Origin of the sequence: Lysinibacillus phoenicis, assembly GCF_047238325.1 — a bacterium.
GTDB lineage: Bacteria > Bacillota > Bacilli > Bacillales_A > Planococcaceae > Lysinibacillus > Lysinibacillus irui.
In genome coordinates this window covers 1951115-1967227 of the sequence record NZ_JBDFMP010000002.1, presented here as the reverse complement: position 1 = coordinate 1967227, position 16113 = coordinate 1951115, and the positions used below count along the sequence as shown (strand labels likewise).

At 37.1% G+C, this 16113-nt stretch carries 15 protein-coding genes; 10 read left to right on the top strand and 5 right to left on the bottom strand.

Going from position 1 to position 16113, the window contains the following annotated elements:
• Positions 1–6 precede the first annotated feature (6 nt).
• Positions 7–840, top strand: coding sequence for a TetR/AcrR family transcriptional regulator (locus ABC382_RS11475; protein WP_322604687.1), 834 nt, complete (start codon positions 7–9; stop codon positions 838–840).
• 52 nt (positions 841–892) lie between these two features.
• Here the strand turns inward: ABC382_RS11475 and ABC382_RS11470 are convergent, their stop codons facing one another.
• The 3 genes from ABC382_RS11470 to ABC382_RS11460 all read right to left on the bottom strand — a co-directional run bounded on the left by ABC382_RS11470 (position 893) and on the right by ABC382_RS11460 (position 3856).
• Entirely contained in the window at positions 893–1675 is a 783-nt protein-coding gene (locus tag ABC382_RS11470; protein ID WP_322611376.1) for a serine/threonine protein kinase, read from the bottom strand.
• A gap of 298 nt (positions 1676–1973) precedes the next feature.
• Positions 1974–3641 (bottom strand): ribonuclease J1, encoded by a 1668-nt coding sequence (gene rnjA, locus ABC382_RS11465; RefSeq protein WP_274795790.1) that lies wholly within the window; start codon positions 3639–3641, stop codon positions 1974–1976.
• Positions 3642–3646: 5 nt separating this feature from the next.
• On the bottom strand, positions 3647–3856 hold the full coding sequence (locus ABC382_RS11460) for a DNA-dependent RNA polymerase subunit epsilon (protein WP_274795791.1): 210 nt from the start codon (positions 3854–3856) through the stop codon (positions 3647–3649).
• Positions 3857–4292: 436 nt separating this feature from the next.
• On the opposite strand from ABC382_RS11460, the gene ABC382_RS11455 reads away from it, so the two are divergent.
• A complete protein-coding gene (locus ABC382_RS11455; protein ID WP_322604685.1) occupies positions 4293–5063 on the top strand; it encodes a Cof-type HAD-IIB family hydrolase in 771 nt (256 codons plus the stop codon).
• Positions 5064–5464: 401 nt separating this feature from the next.
• Here ABC382_RS11455 and ABC382_RS11450 read toward each other — a convergent pair whose 3' ends face one another.
• A complete protein-coding gene (locus tag ABC382_RS11450) occupies positions 5465–6226 on the bottom strand; it encodes a DeoR/GlpR family DNA-binding transcription regulator (protein ID WP_396631758.1) in 762 nt (253 codons plus the stop codon).
• Between the two features lie 150 nt (positions 6227–6376).
• On the opposite strand from ABC382_RS11450, the gene ABC382_RS11445 reads away from it, so the two are divergent.
• Genes ABC382_RS11445 through phnX form a run of 5 tightly spaced genes read left to right on the top strand, consistent with a single transcriptional unit; the run spans position 6377 to position 11631 of the window.
• Positions 6377–7129: an ABC transporter ATP-binding protein gene (locus ABC382_RS11445; protein WP_274795794.1), complete on the top strand. Its 753-nt coding sequence runs from the start codon at positions 6377–6379 to the stop codon at positions 7127–7129.
• A complete protein-coding gene (locus ABC382_RS11440; protein WP_412926820.1) occupies positions 7122–8753 on the top strand; it encodes an ABC transporter permease family protein in 1632 nt (543 codons plus the stop codon). Before ABC382_RS11445 ends, ABC382_RS11440 begins: the two co-directional genes overlap by 8 nt.
• Positions 8750–9736: an extracellular solute-binding protein gene (locus tag ABC382_RS11435; RefSeq protein WP_412926819.1), complete on the top strand. Its 987-nt coding sequence runs from the start codon at positions 8750–8752 to the stop codon at positions 9734–9736. The genes ABC382_RS11440 and ABC382_RS11435 overlap by 4 nt, the downstream gene beginning before the upstream one ends.
• Positions 9737–9749: 13 nt before the next feature.
• Complete coding sequence (gene phnW, locus ABC382_RS11430) at positions 9750–10850, top strand: 2-aminoethylphosphonate--pyruvate transaminase (RefSeq protein ID WP_412926818.1); 1101 nt, start codon at positions 9750–9752, stop codon at positions 10848–10850.
• Positions 10840–11631, top strand: coding sequence for a phosphonoacetaldehyde hydrolase (gene phnX, locus ABC382_RS11425; protein WP_322604681.1), 792 nt, complete (start codon positions 10840–10842; stop codon positions 11629–11631). Before phnW ends, phnX begins: the two co-directional genes overlap by 11 nt.
• A gap of 39 nt (positions 11632–11670) precedes the next feature.
• Here the strand turns inward: phnX and def are convergent, their stop codons facing one another.
• Positions 11671–12228, bottom strand: coding sequence for a peptide deformylase (def, locus tag ABC382_RS11420; protein ID WP_274795799.1), 558 nt, complete (start codon positions 12226–12228; stop codon positions 11671–11673).
• A 394-nt stretch (positions 12229–12622) separates the two neighbouring features.
• On the opposite strand from def, the gene pdhA reads away from it, so the two are divergent.
• The 3 genes from pdhA to ABC382_RS11405 are packed head-to-tail and all read left to right on the top strand — an operon-like array spanning position 12623 to position 16113.
• Positions 12623–13738: a pyruvate dehydrogenase (acetyl-transferring) E1 component subunit alpha gene (gene pdhA, locus ABC382_RS11415; RefSeq protein ID WP_274795800.1), complete on the top strand. Its 1116-nt coding sequence runs from the start codon at positions 12623–12625 to the stop codon at positions 13736–13738.
• A 3-nt stretch (positions 13739–13741) separates the two neighbouring features.
• Entirely contained in the window at positions 13742–14719 is a 978-nt protein-coding gene (locus tag ABC382_RS11410; RefSeq protein WP_274795801.1) for an alpha-ketoacid dehydrogenase subunit beta, read from the top strand.
• Between the two features lie 44 nt (positions 14720–14763).
• Positions 14764–16113 (top strand): dihydrolipoamide acetyltransferase family protein, encoded by a 1350-nt coding sequence (locus ABC382_RS11405; protein ID WP_322604680.1) that lies wholly within the window; start codon positions 14764–14766, stop codon positions 16111–16113.

Genomic DNA, 16113 nt, shown 5'->3' with positions numbered 1-16113 from the left:
AAAAATATGTTAAAAAAGCAATTAATTATGGAGAAAGCATTAGAACTGTTTTCTGAACAGGGTTTTGAAGCTACATCTGTACAGCAAATAACGGAACGTTGTGGAATATCAAAAGGTGCATTTTATTTATCCTTCAAAACAAAAGATGAGCTTGTTATTTCAATGGTGGACTACTATTTACAGCAATTTATTACGGATGTTGACCAAGTAGTCAGAGGCACCTATAATAAAGAAACGGTTTTAGTTGAATTTTATAAAAGCATCTTTCAAGCATTCAAAGACCATTCTGCATCCGCTCGTGTGTTCTTTAACGAAAAGGTCTTTTTAACAAAAAAAGAACTTTTTCATAAAATAACCGCGTATGAAGCAGAAATGTCTAAATCCATTCTCTATATGCTGGAACAACTTTATCAGGATAAACTCCAGGAAATGAAATACGATGTTATGTACTGTATTAAAGGATTTATGAAGAGTTATGCCGAGCTGTTTATTTTTTCAGATATGCCTCTTGATTTAGAGCAACTAGCTAAATCATTAGCAGAGAAGACAGATATCATTGCACACCATACAACCATTCCTTTTATCACAGAAGATCTTGTGCCATTTATTGCAAGGCCATGTGAACAAGATGTGTCAAAGGATGCTCTGTTACAATTATTTGAGCAAAATATCATTCATACAGAAGATTCAATTGTAAAAGAATCATTACTGCTATTAAAACAAGAAATAGAAAAACCAACATATAGTAGAGCCATTATTAAGGGTTTAATTGAAAATTTGCGTCAAGATCCAGCGTATCATTGGATTGCCTATGTAAGTGCTAAATACTTTAATAGTTGAATTGCAGGATAGAATTGTTCACGTGGACAGATGAACAATTCTATTTTTTTAGCTAAATATCTGCTAACTGTGGTATAGATTGCAGTGCTACTAATGCACTTGGAAATGGTTCTTGAATCCATAATAATCGTTCAAGAAAATCTTGCACGGCAATCGGTAACTGCAATTCCTGCTGCCAAGCTTTTTCTTTTTTATTGCTTGGCTTGTAGTTTGAGTAAAGTAAAAATAATAAAAAATGACCGACAAAATAAAGATCACTAATATGATTTGCTGCACGTTTAGGGTTTTCAATGGTAGAAATATCGATTTCCTTTTGATAAGTGGTAGCGAGACCAAAGTCAATAATATGCAATTGCTGTTCTACTAGCAGTATATTAGGAATACGTAAATCGCGATGTACAATACCGTGATTGTGTAATTGTGTAATTTGTTCTAAAAGCTGTTTAGTAATGGCAAGTGATCGAACGATGGTAAACTTGGCGCCATCTTGAAAAATAAGCTGCTCAAACGTTTGGCCATTAACATAGTCCATGATGAAAAATGGACAATCATCAATTGTTCCTGTTAAATGGATGGCAGGAACATAAGGCAGTGATAATTGTTGAAGTATGTGTATCTCTTGCTTAAATTTATAAATGGTTTTCTTGTGGTGACGATGTTTAGGACGTAAGCATTTTAAAACAAATAGCTTTTTAGATGAACAATCTTCAATTAAATACGCACGACCATATGAGCCATAGCCGAGAAATTTTTTAAAAGAGAAATCGGGATGTTCAGCTATAAAATGCTCTACAATTCGATCAAAGTTTTTTTCGGAAATTCTTTTCCACCACATTAGCTACTAAAGAAACTCATTGAGCTGAAAAAACTACGTGAACTTTTGCGAGAGCTACGTTTATAATGCTTGTGACCATAATAATTATGTCGTTTTGAATATCTGCGACGGCTACTAGAGGAAGAATAATGACCTTTTGATTTTCCGTTGAGTAAGGAATGAAGAATTTTATCTAGCATAAAAACGCTCCTTTTGATGTTGTTATTACTATATACGCAAAAATAAAAAGAGAGGTTTCAAAAAATAGAAAATAAAAAAAGAAGCTATGTAAATATTTACATAGCTTCTTTACAGGAGGTTAAACCTCCATAATAATTGGTAAAATCATTGGTCGACGTTTTGTCTTTTCAAATAGGTAAGGACCTAAAACGTCTGTAATTTCATTTTTTAATTCTGTCCATTGTGGTGTTTTGCTTTGAATTGTTTCGTTAAGGTGACGATTGAGCATCTTCTGTGCTTCGTTAATCATCGTACCTGATTCACGCATGTAGACAAAGCCACGCGAAATGATGTCTGGGCCGGAAACAATTTTTTGGTTTTCCATATCAACACTTACGACAACGATAACCAAACCTTCTTCCGAAAGAATGCGTCGATCGCGTAAGACGATATTGCCAATGTCACCAATACCATTACCATCAATATAAACATCACCAGAAGGGATACGGCCAGCAACATGTGCTTCATTGGCGCTTAAGGCCAATACATCACCATTTTCCATAACAAATGTATTTTCTAATGGAACATCGCAATCTTCTGCTAGATGTGTATGCATTTTTAACATACGGAATTCACCGTGGATAGGCATAAAGAATTTAGGCTTCATTAAACGAAGCATCAATTTTTGCTCTTCTTGTGATCCGTGACCAGATGTATGGATATTATTTAATGCACCATGAATGACTTCTGCGCCAGCGCGGAACAATAAATTGATAATTTTGTTTACGCTCACAGTATTACCTGGTACAGGTGATGAAGAAAAGACAACCGTATCGCCAGGTTGGATTTGTATCTGACGGTGTGTACCATTGGCAATGCGAGATAAGGCAGCCATTGGTTCACCTTGAGAGCCTGTACATAAAATCATTACTTCATTTGCAGGAAGTCGATTAATGCTTTGGGCATCAATAAATGTATCCTTAGGCGCGTTGATATAGCCAAGCTCACGACCAATTGTAATGGCATTGTCCATTGAGCGACCGAAGACAGCAATTTTTCTTCCGTATTTTACGGCAGCGTCTGTTGCTTGTTGTAGACGATGAATATTTGACGCAAATGTAGCAAAAATAATACGACTATCAACTTTGCGGAAAATTTCATCAATACTCTTTCCGACTGTGCGCTCAGACATGGTGAAATTAGGCTTTTCAGCGTTAGTACTATCTGATAGTAAGCAAAGCACGCCATCTCGTCCGATTTCTGCCATCTTCGTTAAGTTGGCAGGTTCGCCCACAGGTGTAAAGTCAAATTTAAAGTCACCTGTATGAACGATATTACCAGGTGGTGTTTTAACAACAATACCATACGCATCAGGAATACTGTGAGTTGTTCTAAAGAAGCTAACAGATGTTTTTCTGAATTTAATAACATCCTCTTCTTTTATTTCAATAAGCTTTGTTGTACGTAGTAAGCCATGTTCTTCTAATTTATTACGTAATAAGCCAAGTGCAAGCTTACCACCGTAGACAGGGATATTAACCTGACGTAACAAATAAGGGATACCTCCGATATGATCCTCGTGTCCATGAGTAATAAATAGTCCTTTGATTTTGTCAACGTTACGTACTAAATACGTATAATCAGGAATAACATAGTCAATGCCCAGTAAGTCGTCTTCTGGAAATTTAATGCCAGCGTCAATTAAGATGATTTCATCTTGAAATTGAACGCCGTAAGTGTTTTTGCCGATTTCGCCCAGTCCGCCGAGCGCGAAAACAGCTGCTTGGTCATTTTTAACAAACTTCATGTTTGTTAAATTTCCTCCAAGACGAAGTTCGGGCTAGCTTGTTCGTACTCTAAATAGTTACCTTCAAGCAGTTGAATGAACTCGATGTTGTAGTTTCGGTCTTTTAGCTTTTGACGTACTTCGCGTTCTGAAGCAGCTTCAAGGTATAGACTTTTAGTATTTTCGCGAACTGGAATCTCATTTGCATTTTCTTGATAATAAACTTTGTAAATCATAGTTTGCTCTCCTTTAATTGCGTACATTTTTCTTGCACCTTTGACTACTACCACACACGTGCTACAAGAAAACAACGAATTTCTTTTAAAGAAGAAATATACATTTGTAATCCTTGTATCTCAATGCTTCAGTTGTGCACTATGTTTTAAAATTATATAGGAAGTAGTGAGACAGTGGTTGCGTATAGCCAAATAAATGCATTTCCTTTATATTATCACGCAGTTCCTCTAAAATAAAGAAAAGCCCTTCAAATAATGAAGGGCAAATGTTAGGCAATTGATTTTTTTCCGAGTACGCCGCGAAGCTGCTTCAACAATTTCCGTTTTAGTTTCTTCAGCATGGCACATCACTCCTTAGGATCATTATAATAAAAATTATTGTCTATGTAAAGCTATTAGCCTTGAAAGGGTAATATTGATGGAAAGGGATATTAAAATGAACAAAATTTTATTTTTTGATGTAGATGGTACTCTTTATAACAGTGAAAAAAAATTACCTGCATCAGCAAAAGAAGCACTTCTTGCAGCTAGACGTAATGGCTATGAGTTGGCAATTGCTACTGGTCGAGCCCCTTTTATGATTGATGCTTTATTAGAGGAGCTGGAAATTGATACGTATGTTACCTTTAATGGACAATATGTTGTTTACAAAGGTGAGGTTGTCTATACAAACGGTATTGAAAAAGAAGAATTGGCGAAAATCATTGCCTTTGGTGAAGCACGTAATGAGCCGGTAGTATTTTTAGATGACAAACGTATGATTGCATCTGTTGGTGAACATAATATGGTTGCTGAAAGTCTAGATACGCTTAAATATCCATACCCAGAATTAGATTCTTCTTATTATATGCAGAACGCTGTATATCAAACACTTATATTTATGGAAGAAAAAGATGAACCTTTATATTGCGAAACATTCCCAAATGTACAATTTGTACGTTGGCATCGTTATTCTTGTGATATTTTGCCAAAGGGCGGCTCAAAGGCAGTAGGTATTGAAAAGATTCTTGAAAAAATGGGCATTACGTTACAAGATGCCTTTGCTTTTGGAGATGGCATAAACGATATCGAAATGCTACAAGCTGTAGGTACGAGTGTTGCGATGGGAAATGGACATGAGCGAGTAAAGGCTGTTGCACATCATATTGCTGATCATGTAGACGAAGATGGTCTCGCAAAAATCATGCGTAAGCTAGCGATTATCTAAAAATAAAGAAGCAACTAGTTGCGCACTTCGCGACTAGTTGCTTTTGTTTTGTAAAAGATATTCCTTAGTCAAAGGTGAAAGAGGTTTTGATTCCCAAAAGTCTTATCTTAAAGTTGTTCATTACTCATTTTATTAATGGTTGTTGTGAATTTATTAAAAGTAAGTGCATATCCTTTTCTCTAATAATAGAAATAAGGAGCTATTTGTTCACTATTACTTGATATTTTTTATGCATAGTTGATTGGAGTGGAGCCAGCGTCACTCCTAGGGGATTAGCGTCACAGATGAGACCCTGGAGCGAACGTAGTGAGTGAAGCGGCTCATCGGACGCCCCCTGGAAAGGACGCTGGCGGAACGGAAATCAACCCTCGCCTTGCGAAATGATTGTTAAAATCACTTTTTTAATCCTCGTCTGCGTTAACCACTTTTATTGGAATGCCATTATCCGCAAAATGCTGAATCGTAGTTTTAGGTAGGGCGTCATCTGTGATAATGCCATCTATATCTTTGACTGGACAAACTTGAATGGCTACATCTTTATTAAATTTTGAAGAATCCGTAGCCACATAGACAGTTTGAGAGATGGAAATAATTTGTTTCCTTGTGATGGCTTCCTCTAAGCTAAAATCTGAAATGCCTTTTTCGATTGAAACACCGCTAGCACAAATAAAAGCCTTATTGATATTAAGGTGTTCAAAGCGGAACAAAAACTCATTGGACGTTACTGATTTTTCCGAGTGGCGTACTTTACCACCGATTAGTATAACCTCGATAGTGGAACCAATTAAATCAAATGCTACAGGCAATGAGTTTGTTACCACTGTTAATTTTTCCTTCTCCTTTAAAAATGGTGTCATTTGATATGTAGTTGTCCCGCTATCTATAAAAATACACTCCCCATCTTGAACAAGCGAAGCGCAAGCTTTAGCAATGGCGATTTTCTCAGTTATCTGCGTATGAAGTCGTTGGTCAATTAATCCCTCAACTGGCTCAATATATTTAACGCCCCCATAAAATTTCTCTATCTTCTTATCTTGCATCAATTGTTGGACATCACGACGAATTGTTTCCATTGAAACGTTAAATTCTTTTGTGAGTGTCACTAGTTTTACAACCTTATGTTGTCGTACAAATTGCAAAATTTGCTGTTGCCTTTCTATCATATACATTTCATCACCTCTACTACTATTTACTCAAAGTAAGCATAAGTTTGTCAACAGTTGGTCAGAATTTACTCAACATTTACACAAAAACGCATTTTCCTTTACAAATTGCCACTATACTAAAGCTAGGAACTGAGAGAGGTGAACAATTTGTTAGAACTAAAAAATATCTCGAAAAGCTATAAAAATAAGAAAGTTTTAGAAGATATCAATATAACCATCGAATCAGGTGAGATCATTTCATTATTAGGGCCAAGTGGTTGTGGGAAAACAACTTTGCTTAATATTATCTTAGGCCTTACAGATCAAACAGCTGGTCAGCTTGTTTACAACGGCCAAGATATATCAAAGCAATCGATGCAAGAAAGAGGATTTAATATTGTGTTTCAGGATTTTGCGTTATTTCCTCATTTGAATGCATATGACAATATCGTTTATGGACTGAAAAATAAACAAGAGCAAATGTCTAAGGGGGATATACAAGAATATATTGACTTTTTAGAGCTGACACCACATTTACATAAAAAGATTCACGAATTATCAGGTGGGCAAAAGCAACGTGTTTCCATTGCCAGAACACTTGTGATGCAGCCAAAAATTTTATTGCTGGATGAGCCGTTAAGTGCCTTAGATGGCGTCATTAAAGAATCGATAAAGGAGCGCATTAAATCCATTGCTCGTGAATTTAATTTAACGACTATTATTGTCACACATGATCCAGAAGAAGCCTTAACACTTTCAGATAAAGTCATGATTATTAATGAAGGAACAGTTGCTCAATTTGGCACACCTCATGAAATAGTAACAGCACCAAAAAATCAATTTATAGAGGATTTTATCTTAAGACAGCTACATATTAAGCGACACAATATCTATCAATTATTTGGAGAAACGTATGCTTAAAACGAATAAAATAATGAAATTAATTTTTCTGCCCATTCTATTATTTTTCCTATTGTTTTTAATTGTGCCATTACTTTATATGTTTTGGCAGTCTTTCAAAATAGGAAATGTGCTGACCTTTCAAAATTATATAGATGCTTTAAGTAATATAGAGCTTCGTGAAGCTTTTATTAATAGCTTTAAAGTTTCTTTTGTAGCATCAGTTGTTACCACTATATTAGCTTTTTTATTGGCATATGCTGTTCATTTTACAACGATCCATCGCCATACGAAAAAGCTAGTACAGGTTGGAGTTACTTTACCAATGTTACTACCAACCATCACCTATGGTTTCGTGTTGATTTATACATTTGGTAATCAAGGAATTCTAACAAAATTAATCGGACAACCTCTTTTTACAATCTATGGGTACAACGGTTTAGTGATAGGTTACGTTTTATATACATTACCGGTTGCTTTTATTTTAATGCAAAATTCCATGCAATATATCGACAAACGATTCTTACTTGTTTCGATGTTGATGCGTGATCATTCGCTCCGTCGATTTTATCATACTGTATTCCGTCCAATGCTAGGAACAATTGGTGGGGCCTTTATTTTAACGTTTATATTAAGCTTCACTGACTTTGGGATACCTGCATCAGTCGGGGGGAATTACAGGGTGATTGCTACGGAGCTTTATCAAGCGATGTTAGGTTCAATTGTCCATTTTGAACGTGGAGCCGTAATTTCTGTTTTTATGCTTGTACCAGCAATACTCGGTGTAGTTATGTTAACGATTTTAGAGCGCTTTAATTTTCAGTATAAACAAGTCGGACAAAGTGAACTTGTCAAACATCGTCTACGTGATGTGTTGTTTACTGTTTATTCAATTGTCTGTGTAGCTGTTGTCTTGTTCGTTTTTTCAACAATGTTTATCGTGCCTTTTACGAAAGGCTATCCCTATGACCTAAGCTTCACATTAGAGCATGTCCAAAATGTACTTGCTGAGAAAGATTTAACAAAGGTTTATATCAATTCTCTGATCGTAGCGGTTTTAACTGCCGTATTAGGGGTAGTTATTACATTTATGTCAGCCCTCCTTAATGCAAGGACACCACTAAAAGGAAAGAAAAGTTTGGATGTAGCATCTATGATCACCAATACAGTACCGGGGATGGTGCTTGGGTTATCCTATTTGTTTTTCTTTAATGGAACGTCCTTGAAAGGTACCTTTTTCATCATTATCGCTTGTAATATTGTGCATTTTTTTACAACTCCGTATTTAATGGCGAAAAATTCTCTGCAAAAGATGGACCCTACTTGGGAAGTGACAGCGGAGCTATTAAGGGACTCGTGGTTGAAAACCATTGTACGTATTATTTTGCCAAATATTAGAGCGACGATTTATCAAATGTTTAGCTATTATTTTTTAAATGCGATGGTTACTGTCAGTGGCGTTATTTTCCTTGTTAGCACGAAAACAATGCTTGTATCGACACGGATAAAAGAGCTTCAGCATTTTGCGAAATACACCGATATTTTCGTACTATCAATATTTATTTTATGTACAAACCTCATTGTGAAATTAGGTTGTGATTATATAACAACTCATAAAGAAAAAGTGGAGGAGATCTCAAAATGAAAAAATCAACAGGCATGATGTTAGGGACAGTTAGTGCAGCGGCAATCGTTTTAGCTGCATGTGGAGGGGCTGAAGCAAATTCCGAAGAGCAGATCATTATTTATTCAAATGCTGATGATGAAGCAATTGAAGTTATGGAGTCTAGATTAGATGACAAGGGCTATAAAGGAAAGTACTTAATCCAATCCTTTGGTACTTCGGAATTGGGTGGGAAAATGATGGCTGAAGGAACAGATATTGAAGCAGATGTGGTGACGATGGCTTCTTATTTTATAGAAAGTGCACAAACCACTAAATCCATGTTTGTGGATATTTCTTCAGACTTAAAGCCTCTTGATGGCGGTGTGACGTATGCACTGCCGATTTTAGGAAATGTAGGTTCTATTTTTATTAATACAGAGGTGTTACAACAAAAAGGTCTACCTGTACCGCAAACGATTAAGGATTTGACAGACCCTGCCTACAAGGATTTAGTGTCATTCCCAAATATTATGGATTCCTCAACGGGATGGCTATTAGTACAAGCTATCATTAAGGACTATGGTGAGCAAGAAGGTCAAAAGGTTTTAGCAGATTTAATTAGTAATGCGGGCCCACATATTGAAAGCTCGGGCTCAGGACCAATAAAAAAAGTGAAAACGGGTGAAGTTGCAGCTGGATTTGGTTTACGTATTCAGGCCATAGATGCCAAAAATGAAGGGTTGCCAATCGATTATATTGACCCGACAGAAGGAAACTTCACATTAACGGAATCTGTGGCTGTAGTAGATAAAGAGGGAGATGAAGCGTTAGCTAAAGAAATCGCTAAGGTCATTGCAACAGAGGCGCGTGGTGGTCTATTAGAGCAATATCCTGTCGCTCTTTATGAAGGGGAACAAGTGAAAGATGAACATGTTCCTGCTTATCTCAAAAAGTGGGACTCTACATTAACGGTAGATTTATTAGAAAAACATCAAGCTTTCTTTAAAGAAGCACAACGATAAGGAGTTTTAACAAATGAGTAACTATAAATTATTGACACCAGGACCATTAACAACAACTGAAGCAGTAAAACAGGAAATGTTAAAAGATCGTTGTACATGGGATGATGACTATAAAAATGTTACACAAGTAATTCGCAAGCAGCTTTTGGCGTTAGCTCAAGTCGATGAGCCGGATTACACAGCGGTCCTTATGCAAGGTAGTGGTAGCTTTGTAGTAGAATCTGTTCTCACAACAGCTATAAGTGAAGACGATAAAGTGTTAATCATCACAAATGGAGCTTATGGTGAAAGAATGGTTGAAATGGCCAAAGTACTAAAGCTACAGCATGTTGTTTACAGTGTTCCTTATGATGAGCGGCCATCATCAATAGCTATTCAAGATTTACTTGAAAAAGATGCGAGTATTACGCACGTGGCTGTCGTGCATTGTGAAACAACAACAGGTATTTTAAATCCAATTAAAGAAATTGGGGAAGTTGTTCATTCGTTCAACAAAACATTTATCGTAGATGCAATGAGTAGCTTCGGTGGAGTGCCAATGAATTTATCAAGCTTGCATATAGACTTTTGTATTAGTAGTGCCAATAAATGTATTCAAGGCGTGCCGGGGTTTGGGTTTGTTATTGCTAAAACAAATGTATTAGAGAAATGCAAAGGTCATGCTCGTAGTGTTGCATTGGATTTGTATCATCAATGGGAAGTGATGAAGCATGATGGCAAATGGCGCTTTACTTCTCCTACGCATGTAGTGGCAGCTTTTGCGAAGGCGCTAGAAGAGCTAGACGAAGAGGGCGGAATCAACGCTCGCTATAAGCGCTATGCGGATAATAATCAAATACTACGCTCTCGTTTATCAGTGCTTGGCTTTGAAGTGTATATTGCGGAAGAGCTACAATCACCTATTATTACAACATTTTTGTTCCCGTATAAAGAGTTTTCTTTTGAGCACTTTTATGAGGAAATGAAAAAAGCAGGTTTTGTTATCTATCCTGGTAAGCTGACAGATGTGGATACATTCCGTATTGGCAATATCGGTGATATTCATGAGGAAGATATGCAAGCGTTATGTGAGATAATAGAAAATTATATGGTGGTGAAAAACAATGAAAATTGAAACGGTTATTTTGGATTGGGCAGGAACAGCAGTTGATTTTGGTTGCTTTGCCCCTGTCAATGTTTTTTTATCGATTTTTGAAGATGCTGGTGTCAATGTAACATTAGAAGAAGCTCGAAAACCAATGGGCATGTTAAAAATTGACCATATTCGTACCATGCTAGAAATGCCAAGAATTAATGAGGAGTGGCAACGAATTCATGGACAAGCTTTTACAGAAAATGACGTGCATACATTATATAATCAGTTCGAAACGAAATTAATGGAATCGTTAGCAAACTATACAGATCCGATCCAACATGTGAAGACAGCGGTACAGCAATTAAGAGAAGCGGGTATTCGAATTGGCTCTACAACAGGCTATACTGATTCGATGATGGAAGTAGTGACGAAAAATGCAGCTAACAAAGGCTACCAACCTGATTTTCTTGTAACACCCACACAGGTTGGTGATAAAGGACGACCATACCCATATATGATTTTTAAAAACATGCAGGCATTAGGCTCGAAGGCAACCAAGCAAGTCGTAAAGGTTGGCGATACGACTTCAGATATAATGGAAGCATTAAATGCTGGTGTTTGGGCTGTTGGTGTTATTATTGGAAGTTCAGAAATGGGATTATCTGAAGAAGAATTTCAAGCACTCACTTCTGAAGAACAGCAACAAGTCATAGCCGAAACGAGACGTATTTTTGAAGAAACAGGGGCACACTATACAATTGAAACAATGGCAGAGCTACCTAAATTAATTGAAACAATTAATGCTCGTTTAAATCGATAAAAATAAACCTCGGCAGATGTATAACTGCCGAGGTTTATTTTAATCTCGCTCATATGGAATGGAATCAGGTATTTCTGCAAATGGGTTTTTTTCATTGATACGATCATAAAACATTACGCCGTTTAGATGATCTAGTTCATGCTGAAATGCAATAGCTGGCAAACCTTTAAGACGCATTTTCTTTTCTTCGCCATCAATTGTTTTAAATTTGACTGTGATGCGCGCATGACGGGGTACATAACCAGGTATATTACGGTCAACAGAGAGACAACCTTCTCCTGCTGTTAGGTATGTGTTTTCGACAGAGTGGCTTACAATTTTCGGATTAATGGCAACAAAGCTTAATTGTTCACCAGCCTCATCTTTTAAATGTAGAGCAAACATACGCTGTAAGCTATTTACCTGATTGGCAGCTAGGCCAATACCACTACGCAAATTATATTTTTCTGCCATTTCAGGGTCTTGGCTGTTGATTAAATACTGAAGCATATCTTCAGCGAGCTTTCTTGTTTCATCAGTTAAAGGGAATTTAACTTCCTCAGCTTTTGTGCGTAAAGTCGGATGACCTTCGCGGATAATATCATCCATTAAAATCATATAGTAATCTTCCTTTCAACTTTGTAGTGCCTTACTAATAAGTATACATCACGTCTTAAAACAATCACATGTAAAAAGACCTTATTTGAATATACTCAAAAAATTTTTCTAATGCTATTAGATTTTCTAGATTGGGGTATTCTACTATTGGAAAACCTGTTGGAAAACTTAAGGAATATATGGTGTTAATAAGGTGTTGTAATACAGATTTTAGATATTGGTAATACAGTATAGGACAGTGGTATTGGAATGTTATTTTAGAAAAAATCTTTGTTTATAGCCGTAATATATGATTGACCGACAGTATTTTATTCAGTATACTGAGTGTCAAGAATAAGTTGTACTAGTAAAAATGGTGATTTATTTTAATACAGCTGAAAGGGAGATGTGACAAATGAGCAAGAAAAACAATAATATTTTTGATGCGAAACAAACGCTAACTGAAATCGAAGATAAATTTGAAATGTTTCAAATTTTAAATGAAGAAGGCGAAATTATAAATAAAGAGGCAGACCCAAAACTATCTGATGAGGAACTAGTTGAACTAATGACACGTATGGTTTACACACGTATTTTAGATCAACGCTCAATCTCACTAAATCGTCAAGGACGTTTAGGTTTCTATGCTCCTACAGCAGGTCAGGAAGCTTCACAACTTGCTTCTCACTTTGCATTAGAGCAAGAGGATTGGATTTTACCAGGTTACCGTGATGTACCACAAATTGTATGGCATGGCTTACCTCTTGAAAAAGCATTTTTATTCTCACGTGGTCACTTCATTGGGAATCAGGTTCCTGAAGGTGTAAACGTTTTAGCTCCACAAATTATTATCGGAGCACAATATATTCAAGCTGCAGGAGTGGCACTTGGTATTAAAAAACGCGGGAAAAAAGCTGTTGCCGTAACTTATACAGGTGACGGTGGTTCATCACAAGGTGACTTCTATGAAGGAATTAACTTTGCAGGTGCATTTAAATCTCCAGCAATCTTTATCGTACAAAATAACCAATATGCAATTTCAACTCCTCGTGAATTGCAAACAGCTGCTAAAACAATTGCACAAAAAGGTGTAGCAGCAGGTTTACCAAGTATTCTAGTAGATGGAATGGATGCGCTTGCAGTTTATGTAGCTACTCGTGATGCTCGTGAACGTGCAATTAATGGCGAAGGTCCAACATTAATTGAAACTATGTGTTACCGTTATGGTCCGCATACAATGGCAGGGGATGACCCAACTCGTTACCGTACTTCTGATACTGATAATGAATGGGCTCAAAAAGACCCTCTTGTTCGCTTCCGTAAATACCTAGAAGCAAAAGGTTTATGGGATGAAAAGAAGGAAGAAGCAGTAATTGAGCGTGCAAAAGAAGAAATTAAAGAAGCAATCAAAAAAGCAGATGCTGCTCCAAAACAAAAAGTGACAGAGTTAATGGAAAATATGTATAAAGGCGAAATGCCATCTAATTTAAAAGAACAGTATGAAATCTATAAAGAGAAGGAGTCGAAATAACCAATGGCACAAATGACGATGATTCAAGCAATTACAGATGCACTTCGCACAGAATTAAAGAATGATGAAAACGTTCTTGTATTCGGGGAAGATGTAGGTGTCAACGGTGGGGTATTCCGCGCTACAGAAGGCCTACAAAAAGAGTTCGGTGTTGATCGTGTGTTCGATACACCATTAGCAGAATCAGGTATTGGTGGGTTAGCAGTTGGTCTTTCTCTTCAAGGATTCCGTCCAGTTCCTGAAATTCAATTCTTTGGTTTCGTATATGAAGTAATGGATTCTATTAGTGGTCAATTAGCACGTATGAGCTACCGTAGTGGTGGTGTATACAATGCGCCAGTAACAATCCGTTCACCATTTGGTGGTGGTGTGCATACACCTGAAATGCACTCAGATAGCTTAGAAAGCCTAATGACAGCACAACCAGGTTTAACAGTTGTTGTACCATCAACACCATATGATGCAAAAGGATTACTTATTTCATCAATCCGTAATGATAACCCAGTTATTTTCCTAGAGCACTTAAAACTTTACCGTTCATTCCGTGAAGAAGTGCCAGAGGAAGCATATGAAATTCCGCTAGGCAAAGCAGATGTAAAACGCGAAGGTAAAGATTTAACAATTATCGCTTACGGATTAATGGTTCATGAAAGCTTAAAGGCTGCAGAGGAACTTGAAAAAGAAGGACATTCTGTAGAAGTAATTGACTTACGTACAATTCAACCAATCGATGTGGATACTATTATCGCATCAGTTGAAAAAACAGGACGTGCGATTGTTGTCCAAGAGGCTCAAAAACAAGCGGGTATCGCTGCAAACGTAGTAGCAGAAATTACAGAGCGCGCAATTTTAAGCTTAGAAGCTCCTGTTCTTCGTGTGGCTGCACCAGATACTGTGTACCCATTCCCACAAGCTGAAGGTGTTTGGTTACCAAACTACAAAGATGTAATGGAAACAGCGAAAAAAGTTTTAACATTCTAATAAAGCTTCTAAACTTGAAGAGTAAATAGAAAGGATGGGTACACATGGCATTTGAATTCAGACTACCGGATATTGGCGAGGGTATTCACGAAGGCGAGATCGTGAAATGGTTCGTTAAAGCTGGAGATACAGTTAAAGAAGACGATATTCTTTGTGAAGTACAAAATGATAAAGCAGTAGTAGAAATCCCTTCACCAGTAGAAGGTAAAGTAGAGGAAGTTTTAGTAGGAGAAGGGACTGTTGCCGTTGTTGGTGATGTCTTAATCCGATTTGATGCACCTGGTTATGAGGACTTAAAGCTTAAAGGTGACGATCATGCTGAAGCGAAAACAGAAGCACAAGTTCAAGCAACTGCTGAATCTGGTCAGAATGTAGAAAAAGCTCCTACAAACGAGGAGAAGGCACCAGAAAAAGCTCAAGATAAAGCTCCAGACAAAGTGGAGACTGTTGTTGATGAATCAAAACGTGTGATTGCAATGCCTTCTGTACGTAAATTTGCACGTGATAACGATGTTAACATTCGTGAAGTGAAGGGTACAGGTAAAAATGGTCGAATCCTAAAAGAAGATATTGAAAACTTCTTAAAAGGTGGAGGTACTGTAGAAGCTCAAGCTGCAAATGTTGAAGCAACTGAAGCAACGGCGCAGGAAGAGACAGCAGCACCGGCAGCACCAGTAGTTCTTGAAGGGGAATTCCCTGAGACGCGTGAGAAAATGTCTGGTATTCGAAAAGCGATTGCAAAAGCAATGGTACACTCGAAACAAACGGCTCCTCATGTTACACTAATGGATGAAGTCGATGTAACAGCTCTTGTAGCACATCGTAAAAAATTCAAAGATATCGCTGCTGAAAAAGGTGTTAAATTAACATACTTACCATATGTAGTTAAAGCTCTTATTTCAACTTTACGCGAGTTCCCAGAATTTAACCGCTCATTAGATGATGCTACACAAGAAATTATTCAGAAGCATTACTATAATATCGGTATTGCTGCTGATACTGAAAGAGGCCTACTAGTACCAGTTATTAAGCATGCAGATCGTAAATCTGTATTTGCAGTGTCTAATGAAATCAATGAGTTAGCGACGAAAGCCCGTGAAGGCAAGCTTGCGCCACATGAAATGAAAGGTGCTTCCATGTCCATTACGAATATTGGCTCTGCAGGAGGACAATGGTTCACACCAGTAATTAATCATCCTGAAGTAGCAATACTAGGTATTGGTCGAATTTCAGAAAAACCTGTAATAAAAAATGGTGAAATTGTAGCCGCACCTGTGTTAGCATTATCATTGAGCTTTGATCATCGTATGATCGATGGAGCCACTGCGCAAAATGCTTTAAATCACTTAAAGCGTTTGTTAAGTGAGCCAGAATTATTATTAATGGAGGCGTAA